Source organism: Porphyromonas sp. COT-052 OH4946 (assembly GCF_000765965.1).
Taxonomy (GTDB): Bacteria; Bacteroidota; Bacteroidia; order Bacteroidales; family Porphyromonadaceae; genus Porphyromonas; species Porphyromonas gulae.
In genome coordinates this window covers 1-24,643 of sequence record NZ_JQZY01000008.1, presented here as the reverse complement: position 1 = coordinate 24,643, position 24,643 = coordinate 1, and the positions used below count along the sequence as shown (strand labels likewise).

At 43.2% G+C, this 24,643-nt stretch carries 28 protein-coding genes, 2 tRNA genes and 6 pseudogenes; 15 read left to right on the top strand and 21 right to left on the bottom strand.

Annotated elements, in window-relative coordinates; all coding sequences use genetic code 11:
• Positions 1-11: 11 nt before the first annotated feature.
• From HQ50_RS01805 to HQ50_RS01730, 16 genes and pseudogenes are all read right to left on the bottom strand, one after another.
• Positions 12-527, bottom strand: a complete 516-nt coding sequence (locus tag HQ50_RS01805; protein ID WP_039427869.1) for a hypothetical protein — start codon at positions 525-527, stop codon at positions 12-14.
• Between the two features lie 40 nt (positions 528-567).
• Positions 568-1,182, bottom strand: a complete 615-nt coding sequence (locus HQ50_RS01800; RefSeq protein WP_039427867.1) for a class I SAM-dependent methyltransferase — start codon at positions 1,180-1,182, stop codon at positions 568-570.
• A gap of 14 nt (positions 1,183-1,196) precedes the next feature.
• A complete protein-coding gene (locus HQ50_RS01795) occupies positions 1,197-1,769 on the bottom strand; it encodes an isoprenylcysteine carboxylmethyltransferase family protein (protein ID WP_039427866.1) in 573 nt (190 codons plus the stop codon).
• Positions 1,756-2,409: a DUF6796 family protein gene (locus HQ50_RS01790; protein ID WP_152566848.1), complete on the bottom strand. Its 654-nt coding sequence runs from the start codon at positions 2,407-2,409 to the stop codon at positions 1,756-1,758. Before HQ50_RS01790 ends, HQ50_RS01795 begins: the two co-directional genes overlap by 14 nt.
• A 307-nt stretch (positions 2,410-2,716) precedes the next feature.
• Positions 2,717-2,938 (bottom strand): hypothetical protein, encoded by a 222-nt coding sequence (locus HQ50_RS01785; protein WP_036850716.1) that lies wholly within the window; start codon positions 2,936-2,938, stop codon positions 2,717-2,719.
• Between the two features lie 18 nt (positions 2,939-2,956).
• Positions 2,957-3,106, bottom strand: coding sequence for a hypothetical protein (locus tag HQ50_RS11780; RefSeq protein WP_162473239.1), 150 nt, complete (start codon positions 3,104-3,106; stop codon positions 2,957-2,959).
• A gap of 24 nt (positions 3,107-3,130) precedes the next feature.
• A complete protein-coding gene (locus HQ50_RS01780; RefSeq protein WP_039427863.1) occupies positions 3,131-4,402 on the bottom strand; it encodes a PcfJ domain-containing protein in 1,272 nt (423 codons plus the stop codon).
• An 11-nt stretch (positions 4,403-4,413) separates the two neighbouring features.
• On the bottom strand, positions 4,414-4,830 hold the full coding sequence (locus HQ50_RS01775) for a PcfK-like family protein (protein WP_036851040.1): 417 nt from the start codon (positions 4,828-4,830) through the stop codon (positions 4,414-4,416).
• A 12-nt stretch (positions 4,831-4,842) separates the two neighbouring features.
• Complete coding sequence (locus HQ50_RS01770) at positions 4,843-5,145, bottom strand: hypothetical protein (RefSeq protein WP_012457825.1); 303 nt, start codon at positions 5,143-5,145, stop codon at positions 4,843-4,845.
• A 12-nt stretch (positions 5,146-5,157) separates the two neighbouring features.
• Entirely contained in the window at positions 5,158-5,439 is a 282-nt protein-coding gene (locus HQ50_RS01765; RefSeq protein ID WP_036850709.1) for a hypothetical protein, read from the bottom strand.
• 22 nt (positions 5,440-5,461) lie between these two features.
• Positions 5,462-5,692: a hypothetical protein gene (locus HQ50_RS01760; RefSeq protein ID WP_021644044.1), complete on the bottom strand. Its 231-nt coding sequence runs from the start codon at positions 5,690-5,692 to the stop codon at positions 5,462-5,464.
• A 9-nt stretch (positions 5,693-5,701) separates the two neighbouring features.
• Positions 5,702-6,223, bottom strand: a complete 522-nt coding sequence (locus tag HQ50_RS01755) for a hypothetical protein (protein WP_039427861.1) — start codon at positions 6,221-6,223, stop codon at positions 5,702-5,704.
• 6 nt (positions 6,224-6,229) lie between these two features.
• The gene (locus HQ50_RS01750; protein WP_021644042.1) at positions 6,230-6,589 is read right to left on the bottom strand and encodes a hypothetical protein; all 360 of its coding nucleotides are present in this window, start codon (positions 6,587-6,589) and stop codon (positions 6,230-6,232) included.
• A gap of 357 nt (positions 6,590-6,946) precedes the next feature.
• Complete coding sequence (locus HQ50_RS01740; RefSeq protein WP_039427855.1) at positions 6,947-7,405, bottom strand: DUF1896 domain-containing protein; 459 nt, start codon at positions 7,403-7,405, stop codon at positions 6,947-6,949.
• A gap of 26 nt (positions 7,406-7,431) precedes the next feature.
• Positions 7,432-7,965, bottom strand: coding sequence for an ORF6N domain-containing protein (locus HQ50_RS01735; protein WP_004585421.1), 534 nt, complete (start codon positions 7,963-7,965; stop codon positions 7,432-7,434).
• A 35-nt stretch (positions 7,966-8,000) separates the two neighbouring features.
• Positions 8,001-8,207 (bottom strand): annotated as a pseudogene (locus HQ50_RS01730) (tyrosine-type recombinase/integrase); the annotation flags it as partial.
• A 285-nt stretch (positions 8,208-8,492) separates the two neighbouring features.
• Between HQ50_RS01730 and HQ50_RS01725 the strand changes: the two are divergent.
• The 9 genes from HQ50_RS01725 to HQ50_RS01685 all read left to right on the top strand — a co-directional run bounded on the left by HQ50_RS01725 (position 8,493) and on the right by HQ50_RS01685 (position 17,013).
• A complete protein-coding gene (locus HQ50_RS01725; protein ID WP_039427848.1) occupies positions 8,493-9,722 on the top strand; it encodes a site-specific integrase in 1,230 nt (409 codons plus the stop codon).
• Between the two features lie 52 nt (positions 9,723-9,774).
• The gene (locus tag HQ50_RS01720) at positions 9,775-10,977 is read left to right on the top strand and encodes a site-specific integrase (protein ID WP_039427845.1); all 1,203 of its coding nucleotides are present in this window, start codon (positions 9,775-9,777) and stop codon (positions 10,975-10,977) included.
• A gap of 6 nt (positions 10,978-10,983) precedes the next feature.
• A complete protein-coding gene (locus HQ50_RS01715; protein WP_036888590.1) occupies positions 10,984-11,346 on the top strand; it encodes a hypothetical protein in 363 nt (120 codons plus the stop codon).
• 122 nt (positions 11,347-11,468) lie between these two features.
• Positions 11,469-12,374, top strand: a complete 906-nt coding sequence (locus HQ50_RS01710; protein ID WP_039427842.1) for a DUF6268 family outer membrane beta-barrel protein — start codon at positions 11,469-11,471, stop codon at positions 12,372-12,374.
• 40 nt (positions 12,375-12,414) lie between these two features.
• The gene (locus HQ50_RS01705; RefSeq protein WP_039427838.1) at positions 12,415-13,542 is read left to right on the top strand and encodes a serine hydrolase; all 1,128 of its coding nucleotides are present in this window, start codon (positions 12,415-12,417) and stop codon (positions 13,540-13,542) included.
• A gap of 52 nt (positions 13,543-13,594) precedes the next feature.
• Positions 13,595-14,560 (top strand): histidine kinase, encoded by a 966-nt coding sequence (locus HQ50_RS01700; RefSeq protein WP_235317901.1) that lies wholly within the window; start codon positions 13,595-13,597, stop codon positions 14,558-14,560.
• Between the two features lie 57 nt (positions 14,561-14,617).
• Positions 14,618-15,676: a sensor histidine kinase gene (locus HQ50_RS01695; protein WP_052074864.1), complete on the top strand. Its 1,059-nt coding sequence runs from the start codon at positions 14,618-14,620 to the stop codon at positions 15,674-15,676.
• Positions 15,673-16,371, top strand: a complete 699-nt coding sequence (locus tag HQ50_RS01690) for a LytTR family DNA-binding domain-containing protein (RefSeq protein ID WP_185269305.1) — start codon at positions 15,673-15,675, stop codon at positions 16,369-16,371. The genes HQ50_RS01695 and HQ50_RS01690 overlap by 4 nt, the downstream gene beginning before the upstream one ends.
• A gap of 315 nt (positions 16,372-16,686) precedes the next feature.
• A complete protein-coding gene (locus HQ50_RS01685) occupies positions 16,687-17,013 on the top strand; it encodes an RteC domain-containing protein (protein ID WP_039427833.1) in 327 nt (108 codons plus the stop codon).
• Positions 17,014-17,098: 85 nt separating this feature from the next.
• Here HQ50_RS01685 and mobA read toward each other — a convergent pair whose 3' ends face one another.
• Positions 17,099-17,515: a conjugal transfer protein MobA gene (gene mobA, locus HQ50_RS01680; protein ID WP_036888596.1), complete on the bottom strand. Its 417-nt coding sequence runs from the start codon at positions 17,513-17,515 to the stop codon at positions 17,099-17,101.
• A gap of 541 nt (positions 17,516-18,056) precedes the next feature.
• On the opposite strand from mobA, the pseudogene HQ50_RS11990 reads away from it, so the two are divergent.
• The 3 genes and pseudogenes from HQ50_RS11990 to HQ50_RS01665 all read left to right on the top strand — a co-directional run.
• Positions 18,057-18,140, top strand: a pseudogene (locus HQ50_RS11990) (lysozyme); the annotation flags it as partial.
• A gap of 224 nt (positions 18,141-18,364) precedes the next feature.
• Complete coding sequence (locus tag HQ50_RS01670; protein ID WP_152566703.1) at positions 18,365-18,799, top strand: hypothetical protein; 435 nt, start codon at positions 18,365-18,367, stop codon at positions 18,797-18,799.
• Positions 18,800-18,837: 38 nt separating this feature from the next.
• Entirely contained in the window at positions 18,838-19,338 is a 501-nt protein-coding gene (locus HQ50_RS01665) for a hypothetical protein (RefSeq protein WP_036887912.1), read from the top strand.
• A 694-nt stretch (positions 19,339-20,032) separates the two neighbouring features.
• Here the strand turns inward: HQ50_RS01665 and HQ50_RS01660 are convergent.
• From HQ50_RS01660 to HQ50_RS01650, 3 genes are all read right to left on the bottom strand, one after another.
• Positions 20,033-21,217: a site-specific integrase gene (locus tag HQ50_RS01660; protein WP_039427824.1), complete on the bottom strand. Its 1,185-nt coding sequence runs from the start codon at positions 21,215-21,217 to the stop codon at positions 20,033-20,035.
• Positions 21,218-21,527: 310 nt separating this feature from the next.
• Positions 21,528-21,601 (bottom strand) — tRNA-Asp (locus tag HQ50_RS01655).
• A 16-nt stretch (positions 21,602-21,617) separates the two neighbouring features.
• Positions 21,618-21,684, bottom strand: a tRNA-Asp gene (locus HQ50_RS01650).
• A 462-nt stretch (positions 21,685-22,146) separates the two neighbouring features.
• Here HQ50_RS01650 and HQ50_RS11085 point away from each other — a divergent pair.
• Positions 22,147-22,365, top strand: a pseudogene (locus tag HQ50_RS11085) (transposase family protein); the annotation flags it as partial.
• A 131-nt stretch (positions 22,366-22,496) separates the two neighbouring features.
• Here HQ50_RS11085 and HQ50_RS01645 read toward each other — a convergent pair.
• Positions 22,497-23,577, bottom strand: a pseudogene (locus HQ50_RS01645) (IS5 family transposase).
• A 96-nt stretch (positions 23,578-23,673) separates the two neighbouring features.
• Here HQ50_RS01645 and HQ50_RS01640 point away from each other — a divergent pair.
• Both HQ50_RS01640 and HQ50_RS11080 read left to right on the top strand, forming a co-directional pair.
• Positions 23,674-24,330 (top strand): annotated as a pseudogene (locus HQ50_RS01640) (ISAs1 family transposase); the annotation flags it as partial.
• Between the two features lie 23 nt (positions 24,331-24,353).
• Positions 24,354-24,643, top strand: a pseudogene (locus HQ50_RS11080) (ISAs1 family transposase); the annotation flags it as partial.

Below are 24,643 nucleotides of genomic sequence, written 5' to 3'. Positions count from 1 at the left end.
ATGTTTTTTATCTATTCTCTTCTTTTCGTCGCAACGACCCGGGCGACCGTCTGCCATGTTCCGTTTTCATTTTGTTGCTCTTTGCGCCAATGGAAAGCGGTGGCAGTCATATCGGAAAAAACATACCTCATTCTGCCGGTCGTGTTTTCGGTCAATACGATGTTATCCCCCGTTTTACGGGCTGTCAAGCAGATGGCTTCGCCCGTACAACCGTAGAAAATATCCCATGCCGAAGTCTTCGGGTTGAAAATGCGGAGCGTGGTTCCGTATTCGGCATCCGGCTGTTTGTTTATCAACCTCTCGGAACGCGATGGGACGATGAACAAATCCTGAATGGCAGTGCCGTCCAAAACCCAAGAGAATATCCATTCGCCTTTTACCCGTCTGGGTGTTGCGTCGTACAAACGGTCTGTCCATTCGATCTCCCATTCTCCCACCAAAGAACCGAAGAAATCGAGCTCTTCGGGGATTCGTTCACTTCTTTTTTCGCTGCAAAGAGCAGTGCTAAATTCTTTTATCAGATTCATTTCGATAATGATTTGGAAGCAATCGGAGGAGGTCAAGTATTCATTTATGCCCGATAACACAGATACGATTGCCCTGCGTAAATACGGAGGTCTGTGTAAACCCTGCTTTCGTCATGTTCTCAACGATTTCGTCCGGGGTATAAATCTTCATATCCAAGAGTGAAATCCATCGCTCGTTTCCTGCCTCGGAAGCCATTTCGTTGCAGACGGCAAATCTGCCGCCCGGCTTGAGCACACGCCTTACTTCTTTGAAATCTTCGACAATGTCCGGCCAGAAATAGATGGTTTCAAAAGCCGTTGCAAGATCGAAAGTCGCAGATTCATAAGGAAGGGACGAGACCGAGGCCTCGATGATTTCCGCCCGGCCGTCTCGGACAGCTTTCCTGTTTCCGGCAACGGATTTTGCCACGCTCTGCGCCGAGTAGTCCGCCCCGCATACTTTTCCTTTCGTCCTTCTCAGGAAGTTGGCGATGTTTTGCCCGCCGCCGCAACCGATGTCGAGAATATCCTCCTCACCGGCCGGCCGGATACATTCGTCGATGCACCAAAGAGCCATTTTATTATGGCCGTAGTTCATCCCAGCAAGCATCATTTTTCCCAAGAAATTGTTTTCAGGTCTGCGGCAATTGCTTATGAACTTCTTGAACAGTCTCATCTTCTATTCAGTTGCTAAAAGAACAAAAAATAACGTGGCGTCTTGGCCTTGTATTCCCGGTATTCCTCTCCGTAGGTCTCCTCACAATAGCGTTCTTCTCCCAATATGAGGAAATGCGTGGCAATGATGAAGGGTATCATGACGAGTAGCATCCACAACGAGGCGGAAGCGATACAAACGCCGAATATCCCCGTAAAAAAGAAAAAGTACATCGGATTGCGCGACCAACGATAGACTCCTCCTTTGATGGTCTTTCCGGCAGGAGTTGCCACATAGCTGTGAAAAGCCCGGACAAAGAGCCCCAGCGAAAGCACGTAAACCACCATTCCCGCAAGAAACCATGCCGTATCGAACTTGAACGGGACGAAAACGGAAAGCACCAATATGGCAATTTGCAGGATTGTACTGACAGAGGCGTTCGCCTTGTCTTTGGCCGTGTACCACGAGGTGTCCACCGCACGCTTTCCTCCCTCACGGAAGATTGCCATATATATAAACTGTATCAGCACCATGCCGAACGATGGTATCCAAGCATTCAGCCATCCGGCTTGCAATGTTGTGAAAAATGAAAAATCACTCATAGTCATCGGGGATGATATTGTTTTTTAATGTGATCAGCGATACGGCAAAAATCAGGGTACACACCAGATTGTTCCATCCGCCCGCTATCAACAGAAGAAATGGTTGTGGCAACAGTTGCCAAATGAGGTTGAGCCAAATGGTTACCAACGGTGTTGCGAAAACTATCCAACGAGGAAAAGAAGTCTGCTTTTGTATTGCTAAAACGGTAAATACAATCCAACCTACCCCCATCAGTGCGAATGTCAATCCGCCCAACCAACCGACATAGGAGAGAAAATGGTCAATGATTTCGGGATGTCCCTGCGAGGATACGATACCGAAAGCCGGGAAGAAGGCATGATAGGCACCTCCGACAATTATACTTACGGATAGGGAAGCAAGCATCCAACGGGCTGTTTTTCGTCGCTCTTTCTTAACCCTGAGAAACAAATGATAGAATCCGATGATGTAGAGAACCGCCGCCAACGGTCCTATTATCCCTCCGGCAACGAGACGCTCCAAGGGCACTGTGCCCATGGAAGGCAACAGATCCTTTTCCAAATTGGGAATGGGTTGTGTCGTAAAATACAGCAACATGTCGCCGATATACATCAGCAGGCTACCTGCCACTCCCATATACCCTGTCAATCTGAGTTTTTTATCCATACCTTTTTCTTCTTATTTGAAATAGCGTCTCTTTCTACGATATTCATTCCGAAAAATACTTCCGCAATCATAAATCCTGATACAATAATAGAGTTTACAAAAATATACAAGTGGTATATCGTTTGCAATCGCCAATAGTGGTTATTTTTACAATCCGGAATCCCTATTTCTTAGGGTTTGTCGATTCGTCAGTAACCGGCAAATCACCGTTAATTTCCTTTTTCAATCGGTCTTTTTGCTACTTTTTGTACCGCTTCAGGCTCACCGACAAAAAGTAGCGGGCGACAAGAATGCCGCCCGCTGTTCTTTATTCTGTCTTTTTCTCTATCCTGCCTATCCGCTTTTCAGGATGGATGTCGAATGCCCAATTTACCTCTTCATCGGGCAAGGTGCTGTAGATGTTTCCTCCCATTACGAGTCCGCAATCTTGCAGGACTTTTTGCCGTGCTTCCTCTCTACTCTCGGCAAGCACTTCAAACACACCTTCGAAAGTGTATTGCGTCCGTATTCTGTAAATTCGTTTCTTCATATCCTCAAAATTCTACCTTTAATAAGAAGTTTCTTCGGCTATCTGCCTTATAGAGGTTCTTAATTCCTCCTCATTGGCGGATAGGGCTGCGGCATTGATAACCCTTATAAAGATGTGAGGTATCTCATCCGCCCAATTACATACGATGCTTTCTATTTTAATTTCCATTTCTCTATGTATTTCAGTGAAACATTATGCCGCCATACGTTGGCGAATTTGCTTCATATTCCTGCGGACAAGTTTGAGTATTCGTTCGTGATATTGGCTGTTTTGATTGCACAACCCTCGGCATTGCACAACTCTCATTGTCTCCAAAGAAACTTCTACGGTCTCTATCCGTTTACCGTCTACGGTAGCAGAAAGGATAAGGGACTGAGGTTTGAGATAATATCCTCCCTCAAATACGCAATGATGTAATGCCAGTCCTTCTTCCAAATGCTCCTGAACACTTTCCAGAACATGAACATGAATTGTCCCATCCGTGAATGAGATACCGAAGAATTTGGATTTGAGTTCTTGAAAACGTTCTTCATCCTCCATTGCCTTTCGTCTTTTTTGCTCTCTTTCCTCTTTTTCTCTTTGTTTGCGCAGTTCTGACTGCCTGAGGTCGTGCTCGGCTTTGAGGTCGGAGGGGCAAACGTATTTCGGACTATGAATATCTTTTCCCAATCGGCAGAGCATATCGACATAGTCGCACCACATAGAGCCGTCCGTAATGGTATATCCGTTGCGGATACAGATGCAGAGAGAAGCCCAATAGTTCTCGATATTCCGGTATTTAATTCTGACGAAGTGCCGCAAAAGTCCGGTTTGTTTTGTTTTCAATAATGTTTCGGCTTTATTATTAGTCAGAATGGAATGAAACAACTCGAAAGGTGTAAGGTCGTGATATTCGCCCTTAAATCCGTTCCGTTTGATTTCAGGTAGAATTTTCTGTCGGGGATAGATGGCGGAGGGGAATATATCGTACAAATCCTTGTCGGGACGTATTTCCAAATTACTGCCGAACTGCCAAGTGTCGTACCAACAACTCATCGGGCGAAGCCGTGCCAGTACTGCGGACTTGCCTTGTGCGTTTATCCAACGCTGCACCACTTCGGAAATGAAATAACCGGCTTGTTCACCCTTCTTTTGGTAAGAGTGCATATAGAAGAAGCGCAAGACCTGATACTCTTTGAATGTCGTAACGATACCCAAGTATTCCGTTTGTTTGAAAACCCTTTGTCGGGTAGTATTAACCTCCAATGCTGTTCCACAATGCGGACAAATAATTCTCTTTCTCTTATGCTCTTTATCCATCCATGTATGCCCACATTCCAAACAAGTACATTCTCCTTTTGCCGTGCGTTTGACGATATGTGTAAAGCAGTGCTTAAATGCCCAATTCTTTTGTGCTTGGGTGATGGCGGGGAGCTGACTGCTCAGCTCCGCCACCTGTTTCTGAAATTTGTTTCTCGGTTTCATGTGTCGATAAATTATAAATCGAATAAACTCGGTTGGAGGGTTGCATCGACAGTCGTTTTAGCTTTTTTCTTTGTCGGCTGTGTCATCTTTCGGTAGGCTTCTTCCTGCGCCCTCTGCATCGCTTCCCGATGAGCCTGTGCCTTTTCTTCGGCTGTCAATTCTACCACCTGATTTACTACAACATGTGCGTTTATCGGACTACCGATGTCGATATTATCTTCATCGAAATAGTGTACTGCCATCGAATAAATTTCATCATCGGCAAATCCGTTGCAACCGCTTTGTTTTACTGTGTTTAAGATGTATTGAATGCAACTGTCCATGTCTTTATCCTTCTTACGGTAATTCTCCGCAAAGAGTTCATCATATTGCGCCCGTTCGTCCAGATAATTTTGGATAACGTTCTTGAAATGCTCTGTACCTTTCATTGTCATAAGATGTTAGAATTTAATATCCCATTCTCCGTCTCTATACACCCTGAAACTCGCATACTCATTGCCGAATTCATAGGAAAGAATCCGCATATAAAGCGTTTTGTCATGGGATAACTCCGTTGTGATTCTCTCGAAGAAATTTTCGGGAAATGACCACTTGGATTCAAATTCGCCCTCCACCATTTGCTCATCGGAACAGTAGCAATACCAACCTTCCCCGAAAGTATCCGTCATGTAGTTTTCTACCGTTTTCAGGTTTTCTTTGTTCTCTGTGGAGCAGAAGAACAAATTGGTGCATATATTAGCCATAACCTCTGATATTTATGGGTTCAAATTATTGGTGATTTCCTTTCCCTTGTCATCGAAGACCTCTATGGTCGGACGACCTCCGTTTTCTTCGGGAGAAAGATTCTCGGAGGTATCCAAAAGCGTTTCTCCTTCAACGAAAATGACCTGTTCTTCATCGTCATGGTTCATCACGTCTTCGCCTTGCCAAGATTTTATAATGGCTATTGCCTGTTCATAATTTTCAGCTTTCACCTGAAATTTTGTTCGCATCCGGCAAGTAACCTTGCTGTCCTGATAAAAATCGAATGTATTCATATCCTTGTTGTTTATAGAGTTATTAAAAGAGTGAGCAGAAAAGCAATCCCAATAGAGCTATGATACATAGCCACCTGACAAGCGTGAAAAAGACATAGAGCGCCGTACGGACGAGAAAGCGCACGAAGTACAAGGCGGTGAGCAGGGTAAGTACCGTTATCGCTTCTTCTGTGATAAGCATGGAACAAATACAGACCGTTCCGATTATGAAAGCAGCTACTACCGTCAGCCGTATAAGGATTGTTTTCATCATTGTTTTCGTTTATGCAATTTGTTCATATAAAGCCTCTCCATTACAGAAAGAGCCTGTTTTAGTGAGTTCCCGATAGCCATAATCCGTTTTGATTTTGTCGATTATCTTATCGGCTTCGGGCTTTTCCAATGCGAATAAATATGCCTGTAAAGCATCGTAAGCGGTATAATTCTTCCAATCTTCGCCTATTTCCCTTGCCAATTCTCTGACTTTCTCATAATCGGGATGATATGCTTTGAAATCACGCATAATCGTGTCGGTGGCATCTTCATCATATCCATCGCAAAAAGTTATGTTGTTCAAATAGCTGTCATGTTGAATGTAGTCGATACACCCACCCGAATAGTAGGCTGATGTAATGACTATATCAAGCGTATGAAAGGAAGCACGGTATTCATCCAGATAATAGTTCGGATAATTGCGGTTGCATCCCTGCACATATTCCTTGTGTTCGGGAACATTCCCTGATTCATAGTCTTCGTCTTCGACATAGATGAGACGATTCTCGTAAGCGAAATTATGGGTTGCCATAACTGATTATTGTTTTGTCAGGGTTAGAAAATGTTTCTCTATGGCCGCATTCAGCAGAGCATCATCGTCGTATTCGTCCTGAGAGAGGCTGATGCTTTCCGCATCTTTGTCATAGCAGGTTTCTGCGACATAATTTTCCCAACTGTACAGGCGTACATATCCGTTTCCCTTACTCACCGAAACCACAGGCACGGTCTTAAATCCGACATGGCACAACAGCAGTTCGGTCAATTCACAGGCACGATTTCCGTATTCGCTTGCCACGATAAGAATGGACACGCCCGAACCCGTTTTTATGCGGTAATGCGAGGAGGAGTTATTTCGTTTCCTGCGATCCATTGAGTGATTTAATCTTTCTTGTTCCATAATGCTGACATTTTTTTTGCGTCTAAAGCTCGGAGTGTGCCGATTTCGTTTCGTGGGCCGTTCAAGGTGGGCGGAGGGTATATGTCAAGGCTTCCCGAAAAAATACGACTTGGAACGAAGTGGAAATGTGGAGATTTTTTCAGGCGAACCCGAAAGGGCTTCAGGCCTTGACACTTTACCCGAAGGCCGGTTTCCTTCGCCCAAAGAAAGGAATCGGCACTCCGGGATCGAAGACAACAGGTGGAAGATTTGGAGACGGAAAAGATACTCCCGAAATTCTCCGGAAAAGAAAAAGGGACAGCCCCGTGTGTGAAGCTATCCCTTAAAAAAGAGGTTGTCGAGAAAGGATTGATCGGGCTAACGGAGAATGTCCTTTAGCAAATCATGCTCTTCGATGACCGTAGCGATTGTTCCGGTCAGTTCGGTATAGAGCCCGTCATATTCCGGCTTTTCATCGAAGTCGTCTCCCGGATGGTAACGGTCGAAGGTATCTTTGACTTCTTTGTGCTCCAACAGAAGCAAAGAGAGTTTTCCCGACAGTTCGGCAGGAACTTCGTTTGCAAATTCGTTATCGATGATTTGTTCGATAACCTGATACGGCGAAAAATGCAGTCCTCCAAGCAATACTTCCATGGCCATGCTTTCGGCTATGCCGATGGGATTGTCTTGCAGGAAGGCTTCTTCGTACGTTTTTGCAGCAGCTTCGGAACGTTCACGGATAAACGTTTCGTCACCGAGCAACTGCGGATGGTAGTCTTTCAGATAAACTTCCAGTCTGAGTCGGTAATACGACAAGGTTTTCTTTTCCTGTTTCATCTTCTTTCCTTTTTAATTATTGGTGATCATTTCTCTTGCTTGGGAATGATAAAGCCGATGGGATTACGAGGCTTTTCCGCTTTTTCTTTTTGCTCCAACAACTCTGTCAGGGCCGTGTACAACTCACTGAACTGCACATTACAGCTTACTTCAAGGTCTTCGATACGCTTTTTGAGTTCTTCATAACCGGCAATCATCCGGCGCATGGCAACGAAAGTCCGCATGATGGCAATGTTCACTTCTATTGCTGTCGGACTGCGCAGTACCGATGATAGCATGGCTACTCCCTGCTCGGTAAAAGCCATCGGAGCAACGGAGCTGTGTTTGAGGGTTTCGGGTAACCGGTCACAAATTGTGACCAGTTCCGTCCATTCGTTTTCGGTAAGTTCGAACATAAAATCTTCCGGGAAGCGCTGCAAATTTCTCCTGACGGCCTGTTTGAGCACTTTTGTCTGCACACCGTAGAGTTCGGCCAAATGATAGTCCAATATCACTCTGTTGCCACGAATCTCAAGAATTTTACTCCGGATGACGCTTACATCTGCTGTTATTGTATTCATATCATTGATTTATAGAATTTGTATTGAATTTCAAGTCATTGTTTTGCTTGTGACACGGGAGATCTGAATATATCCAGTTTATCCGATAGCTTGAGCATGTCCTGTTCTATCTTTTTATTGGTGATACGGGCGTAAATCTGCGTCGTTTTGATATTGGTGTGTCCCAGCATCTTCGACACGGATTCGATGGGAACGCCTTTGCTCAAAGACATCGTGGCAAATGTATGGCGAGCCATATGGAAAATATCTTCCATTTGAGGAATTGGAAGAATGTAGAGAATAAATCGGTAAGGTGTTGTGAATTAGTTGATTTTCTATATTCTGCGAGTATGATAGGAAAGCAATCCTGTACGGAATATTGAATCCTTTCGGTTACCAAACCGTTATCCGTTAGTTTCCCTAGTGTGGTGAGGTAACGGAAAAAGGAAAGATTTTTCTGGAGCGGGTTCTATCTCTCTGTTCCACAACGTTTTGCTTATCAAAGGACGCTTTAACAACGGGTAATTTTGCCCATAAAATTAAAGCGTATGAAAATAGAAAAATTCAAGGTGTTGCTCTACCTCAAAAAGAGCCGATTGGACAAGTCGGGCAAAGCGCCCATTATGGGACGCATCACCGTCAATCATTCGATGGTGCAGTTCAGTTGCAAAATTTCCTGTACTCCCGACTTATGGAATCCTCGTGAAAGCCGTCTGAAGGGCAAGAGTCATGAAGCCGTAGAGACCAATGCGAAACTGGACAAACTGCTGCTCTCCATTCACTCTGCTTTTGATACGCTCGTGGATAGGAAAGCAGACTTCGATGCGGAAGCCGTCAAAAACCTGTTTCAAGGAAGTCTCGGAACGCAGATGACTCTGTTGAGAATGACGGACATTGTCTGCGAGGAATTGAGGAAACGCATCGGGATAGACCGTGCAAAGGGAACTTACCCTACCTATATCTATACCCGGAGAACCTTGGCAGAGTTCATCGAAAAGGAGTTTAGCACCAAAGACGTCGCTTTCGGTCAGATGACGGAGCAGTTCATTCATGACTATCAGAGTTTCATCTTGGATGATAAAGGACTTGCCATAGATACCTGCCGGCACTATCTGGCTATCGTCAAGAAGGTATGCCGAAAAGCCTACAAGGAAGGACATGCCGACAGGTGCTTCTTCGCCCACTTTAGCCTTCCTCAACCAAAGGAAAAAACGCCGAAAGCCCTAAGCCGGGAATCCTTCGAGAAAATCCGTGACTTGAAAATCCCTGAACATCGCACTTCCCATATCTTGGCAAGAGATCTCTTTCTCTTTGCCTGCTATACCGGAACAGCTTATGCCGACGCCGTTTCCGTTACACGGGATAACCTGTTTACGGATGATAGCGGCAGTCTGTGGCTCAAATACCGCCGCAAGAAAAACGAGCTTCGTGCCTGTGTCAAGCTGCTGCCCGAAGCCCTTGACCTGATAGAGAAGTACAGGGATGATGCTCGTCCGACACTCTTTCCGATGCTGTACCATCCCAATCTACGCCGTCTGATGAAAAGCCTTGCGGTTCTTGCGGGCATTAAGGAAGACCTGACCTACCATGCCGGCAGACATTCATTTGCATCACTGATCACCTTGGAAGCCGGCGTTCCTATCGAGACCATCTGCAAGATGCTGGGACACTCCAACCTCCAGACCACACAGGTATATGCGAAGGTTACACCCAAGAAACTCTTCGAGGATATGGACAGGTATATCGAGGCGACAAAAGACCTCAAACTTGTATTATAAACACACAGACATATAGAAAACAGAGTGAAAATCAAAAAACAATGAAACAACCATGCGCAGTACATTCTCTTTATTGTTATACATCAACCGAAGCAAAGTCCGTGCGGACGGTACGACCGCCGTACTTTGCCGAATCTCCATTGACGGGAAAAGCACGACGATAACCACCGGCATCTCCTGCGATCCCAAACAGTGGAATGCCAAAACGGCGGAGACCGCAGAGGTACGGACGAACAATCGCCTGAAAGAGTTCCGCAAGCATGCGGAGCAGCTCTATGATGAAATGCTCAAAGAGCAGGGTGTGGTCAGTGCCGAACTATTGAAAAACAAAATTGCAGGTCATGTGATAGTTCCCACCCATCTGCTCCAAATGGGAGAAAGGGAACGGGAACGCCTTGCCGTCCGCTCCAAGGAAATCGACTCTACTTCGACCTACAGGAGTTCTCGGTATTACCAGAGCTATATCCGTGAGTTCTTGGACTCGAAAGGCAAGACGGACATTGCCTTTTCAGACATCACCGAGGAATTCGGACGGGAATACAAGGTTTACCTGAAACGATACAAGAACTTCGGGGCATCGCAGACCAACCATTGCCTCTGTTGGCTGAACAGACTGATATATCTTGCCGTAGACCATGAGATTATCCGTGCCAATCCTTTGGAAGAGTTGGAGTATGAGAAGAAACCGCCCTCCAAGCGAATGCACATCAGCAAAGCGGAACTCAAACAACTGCTGGAACTGAAACTGCCCGCGAATGATCCATTGAAGGAATTGGCTCGCAGGGCTTTTATCTTCTCCTGTTTTACGGGACTTGCCTATGTAGATACCCAACTGCTGTATCCACACCATATTGGGCGGACTGCAGACGATAGAAGATACATTCGCATCAACCGCAAGAAGACAAAAGTAGAGTCATTCATTCCCCTGCATCCGATAGCGGAGCAGATACTTGATTTGTACAATACGACCGATGATACGCAGCCGGTCTTCCCTTTGCCAAGCAGAGACATGATGTGGTTTGAGATACACGAACTCGGTGTCATTATCGGACGCAAAGAGAATCTGTCCTACCATCAAGCCCGGCACAGCTTCGGATCGTTCTTGATTTCCGAGGGAATTTGTACGGAGAGCATTGCCAAGATGATGGGACACGCCTCCATTACCAGTACGCAGAACTATGCGAAGATTTCGGAGAAGAAAATCTCAGAAGATATAGACAGGCTGATGGAAAGACGAAAGAACAATGAATACTAAATAGCTATGAAAAGAGGAACTATAACCATAGATGAGAGAGGAAATGTACATATCCCGTCAACTCCTGTTTGGATGTCGGCTTGCGAAATAGCCACCTTGTTCGGTGTATTCTCCGGTAAGGTAAGCAGCCACATCAAGTCTATCCTCAAAGAGGGCTTGCTCAGAGAAGATGAGGTGATGCAAACGCTATCGTTTAAGGGCGGTGCAGTGGATTTATACAACCTTGAAATGATAACGATGCTGTCGTTTCGCTTTCCTTCTCCACAAGCAAAGCTCTTCCGAAAATGGATAATTAGCAAACTCATTGAGAAGAAAATACTTTTTTCTCCACTAATTGTGCATCATAGCAAACACGGATGGTGGAACTAAGTATGAAGAAGAATGTTAGTATATTCAAACACCCCATTTTGTATGTTGAAAACCTATAATTTGTCTATTTTCTTGAAACCTGATTGTTTTATACGATATCTTTGTGTTAAAATAATACTATTATGGAACAAAAAATGCTCAGAGTATATATTTTTATGCTATTCCTCTTTTCGGGAGGAGCGAATGTGTTTGCCCAGATTCAATTAAAGTCAGAATATATTGCTCCGTCTGTATATAAAGATGAGAATGGTAATAAAATTGGTGGTGAAGGAAACTTGCAGACCTTTGAAGGCTCAGCGAGACTTCCTTTATATGTAAGAAAGAATGAAAACGGGAGACTGACGGCTTGGATTGTTGCTTTGGGTGGTACATACGCTTCCATGAAAAATAAAGAAATGCCATCGGATTTTACAGAGAAAGAACTTATGAATGCTCAAATGGGAGTTATGCATCTGCGACCACTTAATGAGAAATGGTCTATACTCGCTATTTTAGGAGCTGGAATGTACACATCCGATCTGAACAAAATATCGGGCAGCTCGTTTCTCGGTCAGGGAGGTGTATTATTTATCAGACACGCAAACAAGAATTTGGATTGGGGAGCCGGTATCGTGTTGAATAATGCGCTGGGGTATCCAATGATTTTTCCGTCCTTATATCTGGATTGGAAAATAGAGGGAAAATACAAATTCAAATTATCCATGTATAATACATTCGAAGCTGAAATCAGTACACAACTTAGCAAGAGTTTTAATCTGGGAATACATGCGGAATCCAAAGGGCTTATGGCTGCAGTAGAGAAAGACGGCAGTAAGAAGTATTTCGTGATGCAGTATGGTTATATAGGCATTCAACCAGAGTTCAGAATTGGGAAATATGTTTCTATCCCTATTGTCGGAGGAATTGTCGCATCAAGAGAAGCTTATTTTCGTTCACGGACATTGAAGGCTTTCTTCAGCAGCAAAGACGACTACCCTCATTTCGGTGTATCCCCCTATTTTTCAATAGGCATACGATACGGATTATAATAAATGCTCTGGCATAACGTTCAATACATCATAAGATTATATGAAAACAAAATTCGCGCTATTCCTTTTGATAAACCTGTTTGGACATGGAATAACTTTTTCACAGAATGTCGTAAATAACCTGACAGATTTAGAGGAAAATCTGACACAGAAAATATTTGAAAAGACAAAGGACTTGTCTAATGAAACTCAACTGTCCATCGTGCTCATAAAAAATGGGATATCCCGCTTTTATGGAATGATAAAGCAAAATGACACGATTAGAAATATTGAGAACAAGGATAAGGTTTTTGAAATTGGCTCAATTTCAAAAGTCTTTACTGCGACATTACTCGCCGATGCAATACTTGAAAGGAAGATTAAACAGACAGACGACATAAACGAATTTTACCCTTATACGTTCAAGGATGATGTGCGGATAACTTTTGAAAGCCTGTCAAATCATACATCCGGATTGGGAGAAAATCCCTCCAATTTGCAACTTTCAGAGTTTCTGGCAGACAGTACAAAAGCAGAGCGGGAAAATCCTTTTCAGAAATACAGCGACTCTGAATTAGAGTATTACCTCAGAAATCAGTTGCAATTATGTTGTTCTTCCGATAGGAAAGAATATCTGTATTCAAATTTGGGAACAGGTTTGTTGGGATATACGTTATGTCAAATGGAAAAATGCAGTTTCACGGAACTCGTTTCCAATAAAATCTTCAAAAAGTACAAAATGAATAATTCATATACAGATGCAAGATTAGTAGAAACCGGTCTTGTCAAAGGAATAAGCCTCACAGGTGTTCCTATCGGCAATTGGATATGGGATTCGGATGTGTTTTTAGGAGCCGGTGGTATTCTTTCTTCTGCAAACGATATGGCATGTTTTTTAGAGGCTCAATTTGATATGGGCAACAAAGAACTTGCAATGACAAGAAAACCGACTTTCAAAGTAAACGACAAACTTAGCGTAGCACTTGGATGGCATATCGTAAAGGCAGATAACGGAAACGATTTATATTGGCACAATGGTGGTACGGGCGGTTTTTCTTCCTCTATGGTATTCGATATGAATGAAAAGAGTGGAGTCATTATTCTTTCCAATGTTTCTTTTCTGCATCCTCATACGAAAAATGTAGACGCATTGTGTTTTGAAATAATGGAAGACTTGGCAAAAAAGTAATAGTATATATATGCAAGAGAGAAAGAAACAAAGCGTATTATATGATTTTCTTATGGAGAAGAAATACAGATGGACTCGCCATTTCCTGCTTATCATCTCCATCGGCATTATCTCCACAAACCATATTTTTATTACCTATGGAGAACAGATTCGAGGCGGAAATGTTTGTGGTATTATATTTGCGCATATAGTAGCTTATCTGTTGCTGATATATCTGAATATGTACATCTTCATTCCTAAATTGCTACAACAAGAAAGGTATGTGCAATATGCAGCTGTCTTGCTCGCTGCAATATTCACATTCGTGATAGCGAATATCGGCTTGGAGTATTACATTCATTTTAAGTATCAAATACCTTTCGGTCCATATTCTTTTTTTTCTGACGGACGCAATAAAGCAGTCGATTTCTTCTCCGATTTCTCGGTACTGACATTGTCGGTGACGAGTATTACTGTAATCGTCTTTTACAAACATTGGATTCAAATGACTGAGATGGAGGAACAAATCGGAACTCGCAGGCTAACCGTTGAGTTGGAAAATTTGAGAAACAATATCGGATCGGAATTTCTTTTGGCTAAATTGAAAAAAGCAGCTGCACTATGCCTGACTGAACCTCTGGAAGTATCTCCGCTATTATTGACACTGAGCCGGATTGTACGCTATCGCCTATACGATTGCAGTAATCCAGTTGTACCACTCAATTCCGAAATCAAAATCCTTAAAGACTACCTGAATTTGGAAAAGAAGTGCGGGGCTCTCGCTGATTTCACACTCTCTTGCCAAATGAGGACTGGTATTTATTTCATTCCTCCATTGACGTTACTATCGTTTGTAGAAGAACATCTATTCAATTCACCGGAAAAAGAACGAATGGAAATTGAGATTGAAATATGCGCCGACACGCTTGTCTGTACCTGTACAAACAATAGCAATCCTCCCAAAACGGGTAAGCGCATTTTTACCATCTCAAGAAGACCAGAAAACGCCCCACACAAAACGAGTTTGAAGAGCTCCTAAGCTTTTCAAGAAATTTTCCGATAAAGTTTTTGGGAATTAATAAACATAAAGAATCGAATGGCATTATTGAAAGAGATAAATAAAAAGATTGGAACACAAATCCAAACAGGAGGATTCCATAGAATGGGAGACCTGCTTTTACTTTGCATCATTGTTGTCTTGACAATGGAAATGGTCTATAATACTGGCAGTGTACACGGACGGTTCACGAATGCAAGGTTTTACGAATGGATGGTATATTTCATTGTCTTCACCTGCACCGTATATATCAACGCCCGCCTGCTGGTTCCTCATTTCCTGTTGCGCAATAAGTTGTCAGGATATTTCGCTTCCATCGGTTTGTGCGTATTTCTGTTGATGCTTTTTGTCATACTGGTGCAAAACACCCTGTATGATGTTCCCAAAAGTTACAGGCTGACCTCTCTTTGTTTCAATATCGCGGGAAATATGTTATTGTTGGGATTAATGATAGCCTCTACTTCAGTAGTACCACTGTTTCGCTGCTGGGCTGAAAACAGCCGTCGAGTATCGGAATTGGAAAAGACGACGGCAGAAGCAGAATTGCAACAACTGAAAAGCCAGATAAATCCGCACTTTCTTTTCAACACGCTCAATAATGCCAACATTAAAGCAGAGCAAGAACCACAACTGGCATATGCCATTCTTTCCCGGCTTGAAAATTTGTTGGGCTATCAGTTGTCCGAATCCTCGCAAGAAAAAGTTCTGATACGGAATGAAATTTCCTTCTTGCGTGACTATTTGGAACTGGAAAGTACACGTCGAGGAAACTTGTATTACGAAATCAAGACAGAAGGTGTGGTGGAAGATATATCCATATATCCATTACTGTTTATTCCCTTTGTAGAAAACGCAGTCAAGCATAGTGTTGAAGTCAAAGGAAAGACAAACATACACATCACGTTTGCCGCATCCGGAAACCAACTGCACTTCCGATGCGAAAACACCAAGGCTGCTTCTCGTACATCGAATCATTACGGAGGTTTGGGATTGAAAAACATCAAACGGAGACTAGAATTGCTATTCGGAAAGTCTTATACCTTATCCATTACGGAAGAAGAAAATAAATATACTGTATGCTTATGTGTGAACCTATAAAATGTATCATCGTCGATGATGAACCTATCGCCCGAGAAGGATTGGAAAGGTTGGTACGCAAGAGTCCAATGCTGGAGCTTGTCGGCAATTTTGAGTCTGCAGAATCTGCGACTGAATACATAAAAGATAGTCCTGTGGATTTAATATTCCTTGATATCGAGATGCCCGGAACAAACGGGCTTGATTTTGCCCGTAAAATCCCGCAACAAACACTTGTCATTTTTACCACAGCCTATTCCGAATACGCATTGGACAGCTATGAGGTAAACGCTACCGATTACCTCGTCAAACCCATCGAGGAACAACGTTTTCGTAAAGCAGTGGAAAAGGTTTCTGTCTATCATACCCTACTCATCAATGCAGAGAAAGAAAGTGTGGAGGCAGATGTGGATTTCTTCTTCGTGAAATCAGATCGTAAATATTTCAAAATCAGATATGACGACATCCTCTTTATAGAAGGCTTAAAGGATTATGTAATCATACAAACAGAAAATCGACGCATCATTACCAAGATGTACCTGCGCACTATCCACGAACTTCTGCCTCCGTCTGTTTTCTTCCGCATCAACAAATCCTATGTTGTGAATTTAGAGAAAATAGAATCGTTCGACACCAACGACGTATTCATCGGAAAATATGAAATCAGTATCGGCAATACTTACAAAGAAGATTTCTACAAAAGGCTCATGAAATAACAGTTGACTTTGCTATTATCTCAATTAATAATTCAAATCAAATGTGTATGGAAAGATTAGTCAAAACTTTTTCATTCAGGGTTCTTTCTTCGAATGATTCATCCACTGCCGAACAGCGGAATGCAACTGATGATTTAATCAAAAAGGTCCTTAAAATGAACACGGAAGAGAACAATAACATTTCTCTATTCCGCATCCTCCGTTACACTCGCTTCCGATTGCAATCTCTGCAAGAGAAACCATCTTCGAACAGGGCGGGGGAAAAATGTGGCAGAACTGTTGTCTGTCATTGATACTGAGCTGGAACTGTTGAATATGCGAATACAGGGGTTTCTTCCTGCTTTGCCCGTCAAACCAACCGAGAAACTCCGTTGGACAGGCAAGGCGACAGATTTAGTTGAATTGCTTTACGCACTCGACACCTGTGACTGTATCAACGATGGTGAAATCGGTGTGGAGGAACTGGCAGACGCCCTTTCTGAAGTCTTCGGGGTAGAAATCAAGAACTGCTACAACGTCTATATGAACATGAAACGTCGCAAGGATGGCAGCCGTACCTATTTCCTTGACGAACTCCTTGAGAAACTGAACAAGCGGATGGTGGAGAGCGACCTGAAAGGCGGAAAATTCAAAAAACGGTAATTGCATTCAAATAATCAATCAGGCTTCCTCAAACGAGAGGGAAGCCTGTTTTTTTATCCATAAAGAACAATACGATGTAAAATGGCTACTGTCGATGTTGCCATTTCTCTTGAAATTCACGAGTCAGTTGCACGATTTCACCTCCGATTATTGCTAATTCAAGTGTCAGTTTCTCCAACTTTGCGAGCATGGCAAAGGCTTTCTTCTCTGTAAAGTTGCTCTTCATTGTAACTACTGTCTGGTTGTAATTGACTCCCACACTGCGGAATTGTCCATACAAAGTCGTCAGTTTCTGGTAATAATCAAGCAGGGAACGATCCACTTTTATCACCCGAAAGGTCTCATTAAAGACCCTTGCCTTGATGAATAGTGACAGACTTGGTACACCACTTTCCTCTTTCATCGTGAGGAAATGAGCGTATTCCGTCGGCGTGAAATTGACCGAAACACGCTTCTCAGTCTTCTCTTTGGAGCGTGCGCTCCGAATTTTCTTCATTTTCATTTCTTTCTTTGGATTTTAGTGTTTCACGACATTACCAGTATTTGAGACATGGTATTTTCTCTCCCAAGAAAAACGACTTCGGAGTTTTTCAGCTCTCTTGGAGAGCAAGGGGTTTATGCTGCAAAAACGAAGTCATGCTGCATAAAACATACCTTGCTATTTGCTCCGACGCAAATAAATCCGTCCGTGAAGGACGGAAAACGATTCACTCAAAAAAGAACGCTTTATGCCTCGAAGGCTTCGGTTTACCGCTTGGGGGCAAAGTTACTAAGCGTTGTGCCTAAACCACTTACCTTTCACAGAGCCACAAATACGCAAATCGAAGCCACAAGTACGCAGTTAGGAAAGAAGACTTTGAAGGCATTGATATTTGCACCGTTGGACAACAAATCGAAGATGGCTGCCATCGCAAAAGTCTTTAATTTAGATGTGTACTTTTTCGAGGGAATATACAGCAAATACGGATGAAACTTCGACGATGCAATCGAGGGGATGTATCTGCGAACGATGGTGCAACTGTCCTGACGCAGGCTGAATAAAATCTGCGATGACGGAACGGTAGGCGGACTCTCTACTTCGGGCAGAGCTGATGAAACGTTTGATGATGTTCAAGGACTATGGGAAATGAAGATAAGTAGTCCAAGAATCTCCCAAAACTTACGTGAGGATCTTCGGAAACTTACGTCACTCATTCAAAATCTCACATCACTTTTTAGAGGATTTATTGCCATTTTCAAAATAAATAGGATATTTTTGCGCTATCTGTGTAAATGGACGCTTCCGTAAGCGAAATCCTCCAACTTTGGGAGTGTGAAGCAAAGGAGGAATATCTTACTCATCATGGCAAATATGGAAGTTATAGCATTAAGGGGAGAGCCAAACTGTGGAAAAACAGAGACACTGAATCTTGTTTACAAGCTATTGTTAGATGAAGGATGGCAACAAGTCAAAGATTCTTATCAAGACTTATGCAATAGAGATTTTCTTGATGTTCTAAAAAAAGGGAATAAAATATTAGGCATTGTTACACAAGGAGATTATGCCATTGGAGATTATTCTGTAAAAAAACATCTGAAAACCTTGGATGAAAAGGATTGTGATATTGCAGTATGTGCATGTACCATTGGAAGACATAAGCGAAAAATCCAAAATGCCATTGATTCATACCCTAAACACCATTATATAGACAAGAAAATGTGTGAAAACGAAATATTGAAAAAAGATGATTTAGAGAAAGCTATGGAGATAATAGCCCTTTTGAAGAGTATTATCGCTGTGGAGTAGTTATCTCCAATATATGACCTTTAAAAATCACATTTATGATGAATGAATTTATAACAGCATTGTGTAGCAACACAAAGAATGAGCGAATCCCCGAAGAGTACGATTTCTTCGGAGGTCTGATAGGCGAATGGGACATTGTGTGGAACGACCATTTGGAAGATGCCGAACCACGAAAGGTAAAGGGCGAATGGATATTTTCCCGAGTATTGGACGGTACGGCAGTGCAAGACCTCTTTATCGTCCCATCTCGTGAGGAACGCCTGATAAATAAACAACCCGATGCCGAATACGGAACGACACTCCGTATCTTCAATCCCAAGACAATAGCGTGGGATATATTCTACGGCTGTATGGGCGAGGCAATCCGACTGACCGCCCGAAAGGTCGGCGAAGAAATTATCCTGACTGAAAACACGACAGAGAAGATGAGATATGTATTCTCCGACATAATGGCTTCTTCTTTTCTGTGGAGAAAAGAACGGATGGATGAGAACAACGAATGGCAAATCGTGGCGAAAGTGACGGCAGATAGAAAATAAAACGAAGGAATGGCTTTTTTTTACTTTTGAGCCGTCTCAACTCACTGTCAAAAGTAATGAGGTGTTTTTTATTGGGAGCTTTGCTCCTTTATTTGTCCACCCCAAAACTCACGAAAGAAAGGAGTGGTCGGCAAATCTGCCGACCGCTTTACTCTGTATGTCCTTCTTGGATGATTATCCACCTCGTCCTTACTTCGGAATAAATCATCTTGTCTGATTTTTTTGATTTTATGCGGATTCCAGAGGTGGGGGAGTTTGAGTTTCAACTTTTCTTTTTCCCTGCTTCTCGCATATCCTATATTTTTTTATGCGTTTTTCCGTCAGGTCGGTCGTTTTCGTTTCAGTGGCGTAAAGAGGTCGGGCTTAGGACAAACAAGGTTTTACGGCGAGAATACTACCTGCAATGAAATGGAGGTGTGGAGATTGTCGTCTAAACGGCTTGCCACCCTGACCTTTTTTGTCCGTAGAAGCCTGGAACTACTTTTGCCGCTGACAACGAATAATCGATCCCGATATGATACACGGGCATAAGTGGAGGATGTGCAGGTAGAGAAGCAGGACGAAAACAGAAAATGCAGTCTTCGGAGACTGTATTCTATCATAAGAATAGAATACACGGAAAACAAAAAGCAGCCCCAACGGACGGCTTTATGAAAATAATTTGGAGAAGATTCTTTTTTCTCAAGATATACCCTTATCTTTGCAACAAATAAAGTGGTTCTTTGAAATGGCAAAATAAGGTGAAGTATAGAAGCTCGCTGGTTTCCATATCGTTACCTACCTTCATCGATAAGCAATTTAATCTATTGATTATTTTGTGTTTATAAAATTCTCTATGCCTTGCCATGTGAAAGGAAAGGGGTTTGCGGATATTGCACAAATCGGCTATCTCTTTCAGATAGGCATTCATCTTCTGATTGGAGAGAATCGGCAAGAGATGACCGTTTTTCCGGACAGGAGCATATTTCTCGATAATCCTCTTGGGGATGTCGAGCAGGATGATATTGGTGGCTACCCTTGTTTTCTGGCGTCTGGTCATGATCCATTCACGTCCGTCCAATTCAACGATGTTATCCTCGGTTAAATTGGACACATCAATATACGCCAGGCCACTGAAACAGGAGAATATGAAAATATCGCGAACCAAATCCAATCTGGGTATGGATATTTCTTTTCCAATGATTCGCTGAATTTCTTCATCGGTTAGAAACCCTCTGTTGGAATCTTGCGTATGAAACCGCTTGTTCACAAAGGGGTCATGAGACAGAAATCCATGTCTGCGCCCATAAAGAGTAATGGTTTTGAAAAGCTTCAAGATTTTGGTTGCCGTATTCGGGCAACAATGGGCTACAGTCAGCAGATATATCTCAAAGTTATGAATGACCAACGGGGTAAGCTCCGAGAATTTGAGATCCGTTCTGTTGTACTTCGCTTTGAGGAATCGGGTAAAATGCCGTTTGCTGTTTTCGTATTTTTGTAAAGTGGCAGCCGTTTTATTGATTCCCACCTGGGCCCGGACATCCTCGTTATGTTTATCGAAAAGTTCCATTATACTGTTTAATGTATCCGTCTGTCCGCAGTATTCCGATTTGATTCTCTCCGGCGTCAAATCATCTACTGTTACTTCCAAACGTTTGTAAATGGTTAGAATATCAGCCCTGATTTCTTCAATCTTTCGATTGACTTCAAGTGCTTCTGCACTATGTCCTTTGACTTTTTCTTTTTCTGAATCCCATAATTGGGCATTGATAGACAGGCCTGTAGACCCCAGCGACAAACGCTCCTTATTCAGATAAATCCGAATGAGGATGGGCGTCTTACCTTCTTTGTTGATGTAATTGCTGCGCAAGTAAAAAACTGAACGAAATTGACTCTTCATTTTGCTCCAAAATTAGTGTAACCATACGGCTACAAAGTTCGACATATGATTTTGAAACAGAGTAATTTGTCAATCGTCTAAACATCGTCTTAACGTCGTCTGTGGTTACAATTTTCAGCCCCTTTGTTTTTTGTAACCAAAATGGAACCACCGGAGGCATATTTATGGAATATACGCCTATTCCGAACCTCATCCGACGTGTGGGGTGGCGACAAAGAAAAAGCGCCTTAATTCGTTGGAATTAAGACGCTTTTGGATTCGTTTCTAAAATTGCTTCAGATGACCTATAGCCTATCTTTCAGCTATTTAGCGGTATGGACGGGACTCGAACCCGCGACCCCCTGCGTGACAGGCAGGTATTCTAACCAGCTGAACTACCACACCGTTCTTACTGTACTACTCANGGACGGGACTCGAACCCGCGACCCCCTGCGTGACAGGCAGGTATTCTAACCAGCTGAACTACCACACCGTTCTTACTGTACTACTCAGGGAAAAACCTTAGGAAACTCCCTTTTTGCAATGCAAAGATAATAAGATAATCTTTCCGTACAACTTTTGCAGGGCAACCGCATCAAAAATTTCGAGAAAATACTAGTTGCTAATTTTCAAATGATTGCATTTTGGAGATTATACTCAAAGATAACGAATGCATTCAAAACTATGGTTGATAATCAGGTACTTACCAGGACAATCGCATTTGAGCTGTTAACACACTTATAAACCTAACGATTACTACGTCCGGTTATCAAAACAAGTACGCATTAATGTACTAGAGTCCCAAGTTATAGAAGAAAGAGGTCAAGGATACAGTATAAACTTTCAAATGCGATAGCCCTGAGGTACTTACATTTTGATGCGGTTGCCCTGCAACTTTTGGGTGGTAAATTACCAGGGCACCCGCATCAAAATAGAGCTATCTTCGGGTTATGGATGTACAAGGCTATTTTTCTAAGGTAGAAGATCTACGTGTAGTGGGTCGTTGCAAGCATAAGTTAAGCGATATTCTAGTTTATAGCACTTGCGAGTTATCTGTGTGGAGGCGAGGATTATGAGTCCATGCATGAACTTTGCTTAGAGCTTAGAGCTTAGAGCGTGGAGAATCGCTTCGCCCACTGGTTGAGTTACCTAATGAGACCTTTGAAAAATGAGGTAGCTATTAATTCATCCCTATTCAGAGTCATTTTCTCATTGGTAGGAGAGTAACTGTCGAGGATGAAATAGCTCCCCTTTCCCCCTGTCGGGCTCAAAACCGAGCCGGACCGGGGAGATCTTTTGCTTATTTGACACATTTGGATATAATCAGCCCCGGTGTTCGATATAGGTTAAAGGCTATGCTTTCGAGTATGTTCTGCGTATGCGTTTTGGCAAGTCCTCGATATCGGCAACGTCCTCCATTGAACCCCCGGCGGATGCTACCGAAGGTACGTTCTATGGCACTGCGAATAGGACTTATGGCGCGGTTAAAGAGGTGTTGTGATGGACTCAACGGACTGTTACGATACGCCCTGTGCATAATGCAATCCCGTAAATGGTGCTTGGATAAAAAAGCACGGTTCTCTTCCGTAGCATAGCCTTTATCGGCATAGACAGCTGTGCCGGCCGGGAGTTCCTCTTGGCTCAACAGGGGATCAATTCCTTGAGATCATTTCGATTGGCCGGGGTGGTGATGACTTTCCGGATGATCCCCTCCGTGTTTGTCATCACATGTTTCTTGTACCCGTATCGATAGGTCTTCTTTACCCGGCGGGCTTCGCTATCTGTCCCTTTGCGCTCGTGAAAAAGAAACTTGTGATAAGCCTCCTCTTCATCCTTTTCTCTATCACTGCGTGTGTCCTGGCGATCATCCGCCACAGTGATGCGCACTGTCCCATCAGGGCTGTGCAGGCTATCGACAATGCTTGCATCGATCAGAACGCCTTGCTTGATTGAAATATGATGGGCGCTCAATTGCTTGTTGAATGCTTTCAGCAACTTATCCATGAGTCCCGACTCCGTCAGGGCTGTGCGAAAACGGCTGATCGTACTGTGATCCGGGGAGACGGACTACATACCGAGACCTAAAAATCGGGAAAAGGTCACTCTGAGTCGTTGACACGCTCTTCCAAGGCACAGTCACTCAACCCATACCATGTCTGCAAGAGAAGCATCTTGAAGAGCAGGATCACATCATAGGCCGGAGCACCTGCCGCATTTTGCCGCTTGGTGTACTTCTTGCTGATCAGTGTCCGAATCGGGCGCCAATCGATAAGCCTATCGACTTGATTCAAAAATACATTCTGAGTCTTTGTGTATCTCTCCTCTAACATGACGTCTGCAAATGAGACCCCTTCATTGGATGATTTTCCTTGTCTTGCCATGGTTTTGGGTCATCTTATGATGCTAATATACGAAATAACTCACTAATATACAATAGGATAAGCAACAAAACAGACTGCTTTATTGTGCAAAGGTCTCCTAATGGTTGTCCGAGCGTAGACACCTTCGAAAGAGTGCTCCAACGTATTGAGCCTCAGTCTCTCTATGCTTGTCTTCAAGTTTATGGAAAAGAGCTGATTAGCGACTTGGAAGGTAAACATATCGCCATTGACGGCAAACGCCTCAGAGGCTCGAAGAAGACAACCGGCAGTACGCATATTCTCTCAGCTTGGGTTGATGAAGTAGGTTTAAGCCTTGCTCAAGAGACTGTTGCCGAGAAACGCAATGAGTTACAAGCCATTCCGGAAGTTTTGGATAGCCTTGATTTGTCGGGAGCAGTCGTCAGCATAGATGCCATGGGGACTCAAACCAACATTGCAGAGCAGATTATCCAATCGGAAGCCGACTACATTCTAAGCCTCAAAGGCAATCAAAAACACTTGTATGAGGATGTTCAGGATTACTTCACAGGACAATACAGGTGTCATCGTTATGAGACCTTGCAGAAAGATCATGGTCGTATTGAGAAGAGGACTTATACCGCATTACCGGCTTCAGAGGTGTTTGAGGAGGGGGAATATAGTCAATGGCAAGGCTTGAGAAGTTTAATTCAAGTGGAGCGTGAGATTAGTAGTTTAGAGGGAGAGACTCGCATAGATAAGCAGTATTATATCAGCAGTTTACCACCCGAGGGTTGTCAGTTAATCGGACAATATNTCAAGTGGAGCGTGAGATTAGTAGTTTAGAGGGAGAGACTCGCATAGATAAGCAGTATTATATCAGCAGTTTACCACCCGAGGGTTGTCAGTTAATCGGACAATATATTCGAGGACATTGGGGGATTGAGAATCGGCTTCATTGGCATTTGGATGTAACCTTCAGGGAAGATGCTTGTCGAGCTCGTAAGGATTATTCAGCCACCAATCCAAACACGTTGAGAAAGTTTGCTTTAGCCATTGTATCCGGGCACAAAGACAAACTATCCTTACGGAAGAGGTTGTTCAAAGC

Excerpts from the sequence above, each read along its gene's own strand:
- HQ50_RS01780 (WP_039427863.1), bottom strand. The coding sequence starts at position 4,402 with ATGAAACCGAGAAACAAATTTCAGAAACAGGTGGCGGAGCTGAGCAGT.
- HQ50_RS01765 (WP_036850709.1), bottom strand. The coding sequence starts at position 5,439 with ATGAATACATTCGATTTTTATCAGGACAGCAAGGTTACTTGCCGGATG.
- HQ50_RS01760 (WP_021644044.1), bottom strand. The coding sequence starts at position 5,692 with ATGATGAAAACAATCCTTATACGGCTGACGGTAGTAGCTGCTTTCATA.
- HQ50_RS01710 (WP_039427842.1), top strand. The coding sequence starts at position 11,469 with ATGGAACAAAAAATGCTCAGAGTATATATTTTTATGCTATTCCTCTTT.
- HQ50_RS01805 (WP_039427869.1), bottom strand. The coding sequence starts at position 527 with ATGAATCTGATAAAAGAATTTAGCACTGCTCTTTGCAGCGAAAAAAGA.
- HQ50_RS01785 (WP_036850716.1), bottom strand. The coding sequence starts at position 2,938 with ATGAAGAAACGAATTTACAGAATACGGACGCAATACACTTTCGAAGGT.
- HQ50_RS01735 (WP_004585421.1), bottom strand. The coding sequence starts at position 7,965 with ATGAATACAATAACAGCAGATGTAAGCGTCATCCGGAGTAAAATTCTT.
- HQ50_RS01665 (WP_036887912.1), top strand. The coding sequence starts at position 18,838 with ATGAATGAATTTATAACAGCATTGTGTAGCAACACAAAGAATGAGCGA.
- HQ50_RS01755 (WP_039427861.1), bottom strand. The coding sequence starts at position 6,223 with ATGGCAACCCATAATTTCGCTTACGAGAATCGTCTCATCTATGTCGAA.
- HQ50_RS01670 (WP_152566703.1), top strand. The coding sequence starts at position 18,365 with ATGGAAGTTATAGCATTAAGGGGAGAGCCAAACTGTGGAAAAACAGAG.
- HQ50_RS01660 (WP_039427824.1), bottom strand. The coding sequence starts at position 21,217 with ATGAAGAGTCAATTTCGTTCAGTTTTTTACTTGCGCAGCAATTACATC.
- HQ50_RS01770 (WP_012457825.1), bottom strand. The coding sequence starts at position 5,145 with ATGGCTAATATATGCACCAATTTGTTCTTCTGCTCCACAGAGAACAAA.
- HQ50_RS01720 (WP_039427845.1), top strand. The coding sequence starts at position 9,775 with ATGCGCAGTACATTCTCTTTATTGTTATACATCAACCGAAGCAAAGTC.
- mobA (WP_036888596.1), bottom strand. The coding sequence starts at position 17,515 with ATGAAAATGAAGAAAATTCGGAGCGCACGCTCCAAAGAGAAGACTGAG.
- HQ50_RS01740 (WP_039427855.1), bottom strand. The coding sequence starts at position 7,405 with ATGAAACAGGAAAAGAAAACCTTGTCGTATTACCGACTCAGACTGGAA.
- HQ50_RS01685 (WP_039427833.1), top strand. The coding sequence starts at position 16,687 with ATGCGAATACAGGGGTTTCTTCCTGCTTTGCCCGTCAAACCAACCGAG.
- HQ50_RS01775 (WP_036851040.1), bottom strand. The coding sequence starts at position 4,830 with ATGAAAGGTACAGAGCATTTCAAGAACGTTATCCAAAATTATCTGGAC.
- HQ50_RS01750 (WP_021644042.1), bottom strand. The coding sequence starts at position 6,589 with ATGGAACAAGAAAGATTAAATCACTCAATGGATCGCAGGAAACGAAAT.
- HQ50_RS11780 (WP_162473239.1), bottom strand. The coding sequence starts at position 3,106 with ATGGAAATTAAAATAGAAAGCATCGTATGTAATTGGGCGGATGAGATA.
- HQ50_RS01715 (WP_036888590.1), top strand. The coding sequence starts at position 10,984 with ATGAAAAGAGGAACTATAACCATAGATGAGAGAGGAAATGTACATATC.
- HQ50_RS01795 (WP_039427866.1), bottom strand. The coding sequence starts at position 1,769 with ATGACTATGAGTGATTTTTCATTTTTCACAACATTGCAAGCCGGATGG.
- HQ50_RS01695 (WP_052074864.1), top strand. The coding sequence starts at position 14,618 with ATGGCATTATTGAAAGAGATAAATAAAAAGATTGGAACACAAATCCAA.
- HQ50_RS01725 (WP_039427848.1), top strand. The coding sequence starts at position 8,493 with ATGAAAATAGAAAAATTCAAGGTGTTGCTCTACCTCAAAAAGAGCCGA.
- HQ50_RS01705 (WP_039427838.1), top strand. The coding sequence starts at position 12,415 with ATGAAAACAAAATTCGCGCTATTCCTTTTGATAAACCTGTTTGGACAT.
- HQ50_RS01790 (WP_152566848.1), bottom strand. The coding sequence starts at position 2,409 with ATGGATAAAAAACTCAGATTGACAGGGTATATGGGAGTGGCAGGTAGC.
- HQ50_RS01800 (WP_039427867.1), bottom strand. The coding sequence starts at position 1,182 with ATGAGACTGTTCAAGAAGTTCATAAGCAATTGCCGCAGACCTGAAAAC.
- HQ50_RS01700 (WP_235317901.1), top strand. The coding sequence starts at position 13,595 with ATGGAGAAGAAATACAGATGGACTCGCCATTTCCTGCTTATCATCTCC.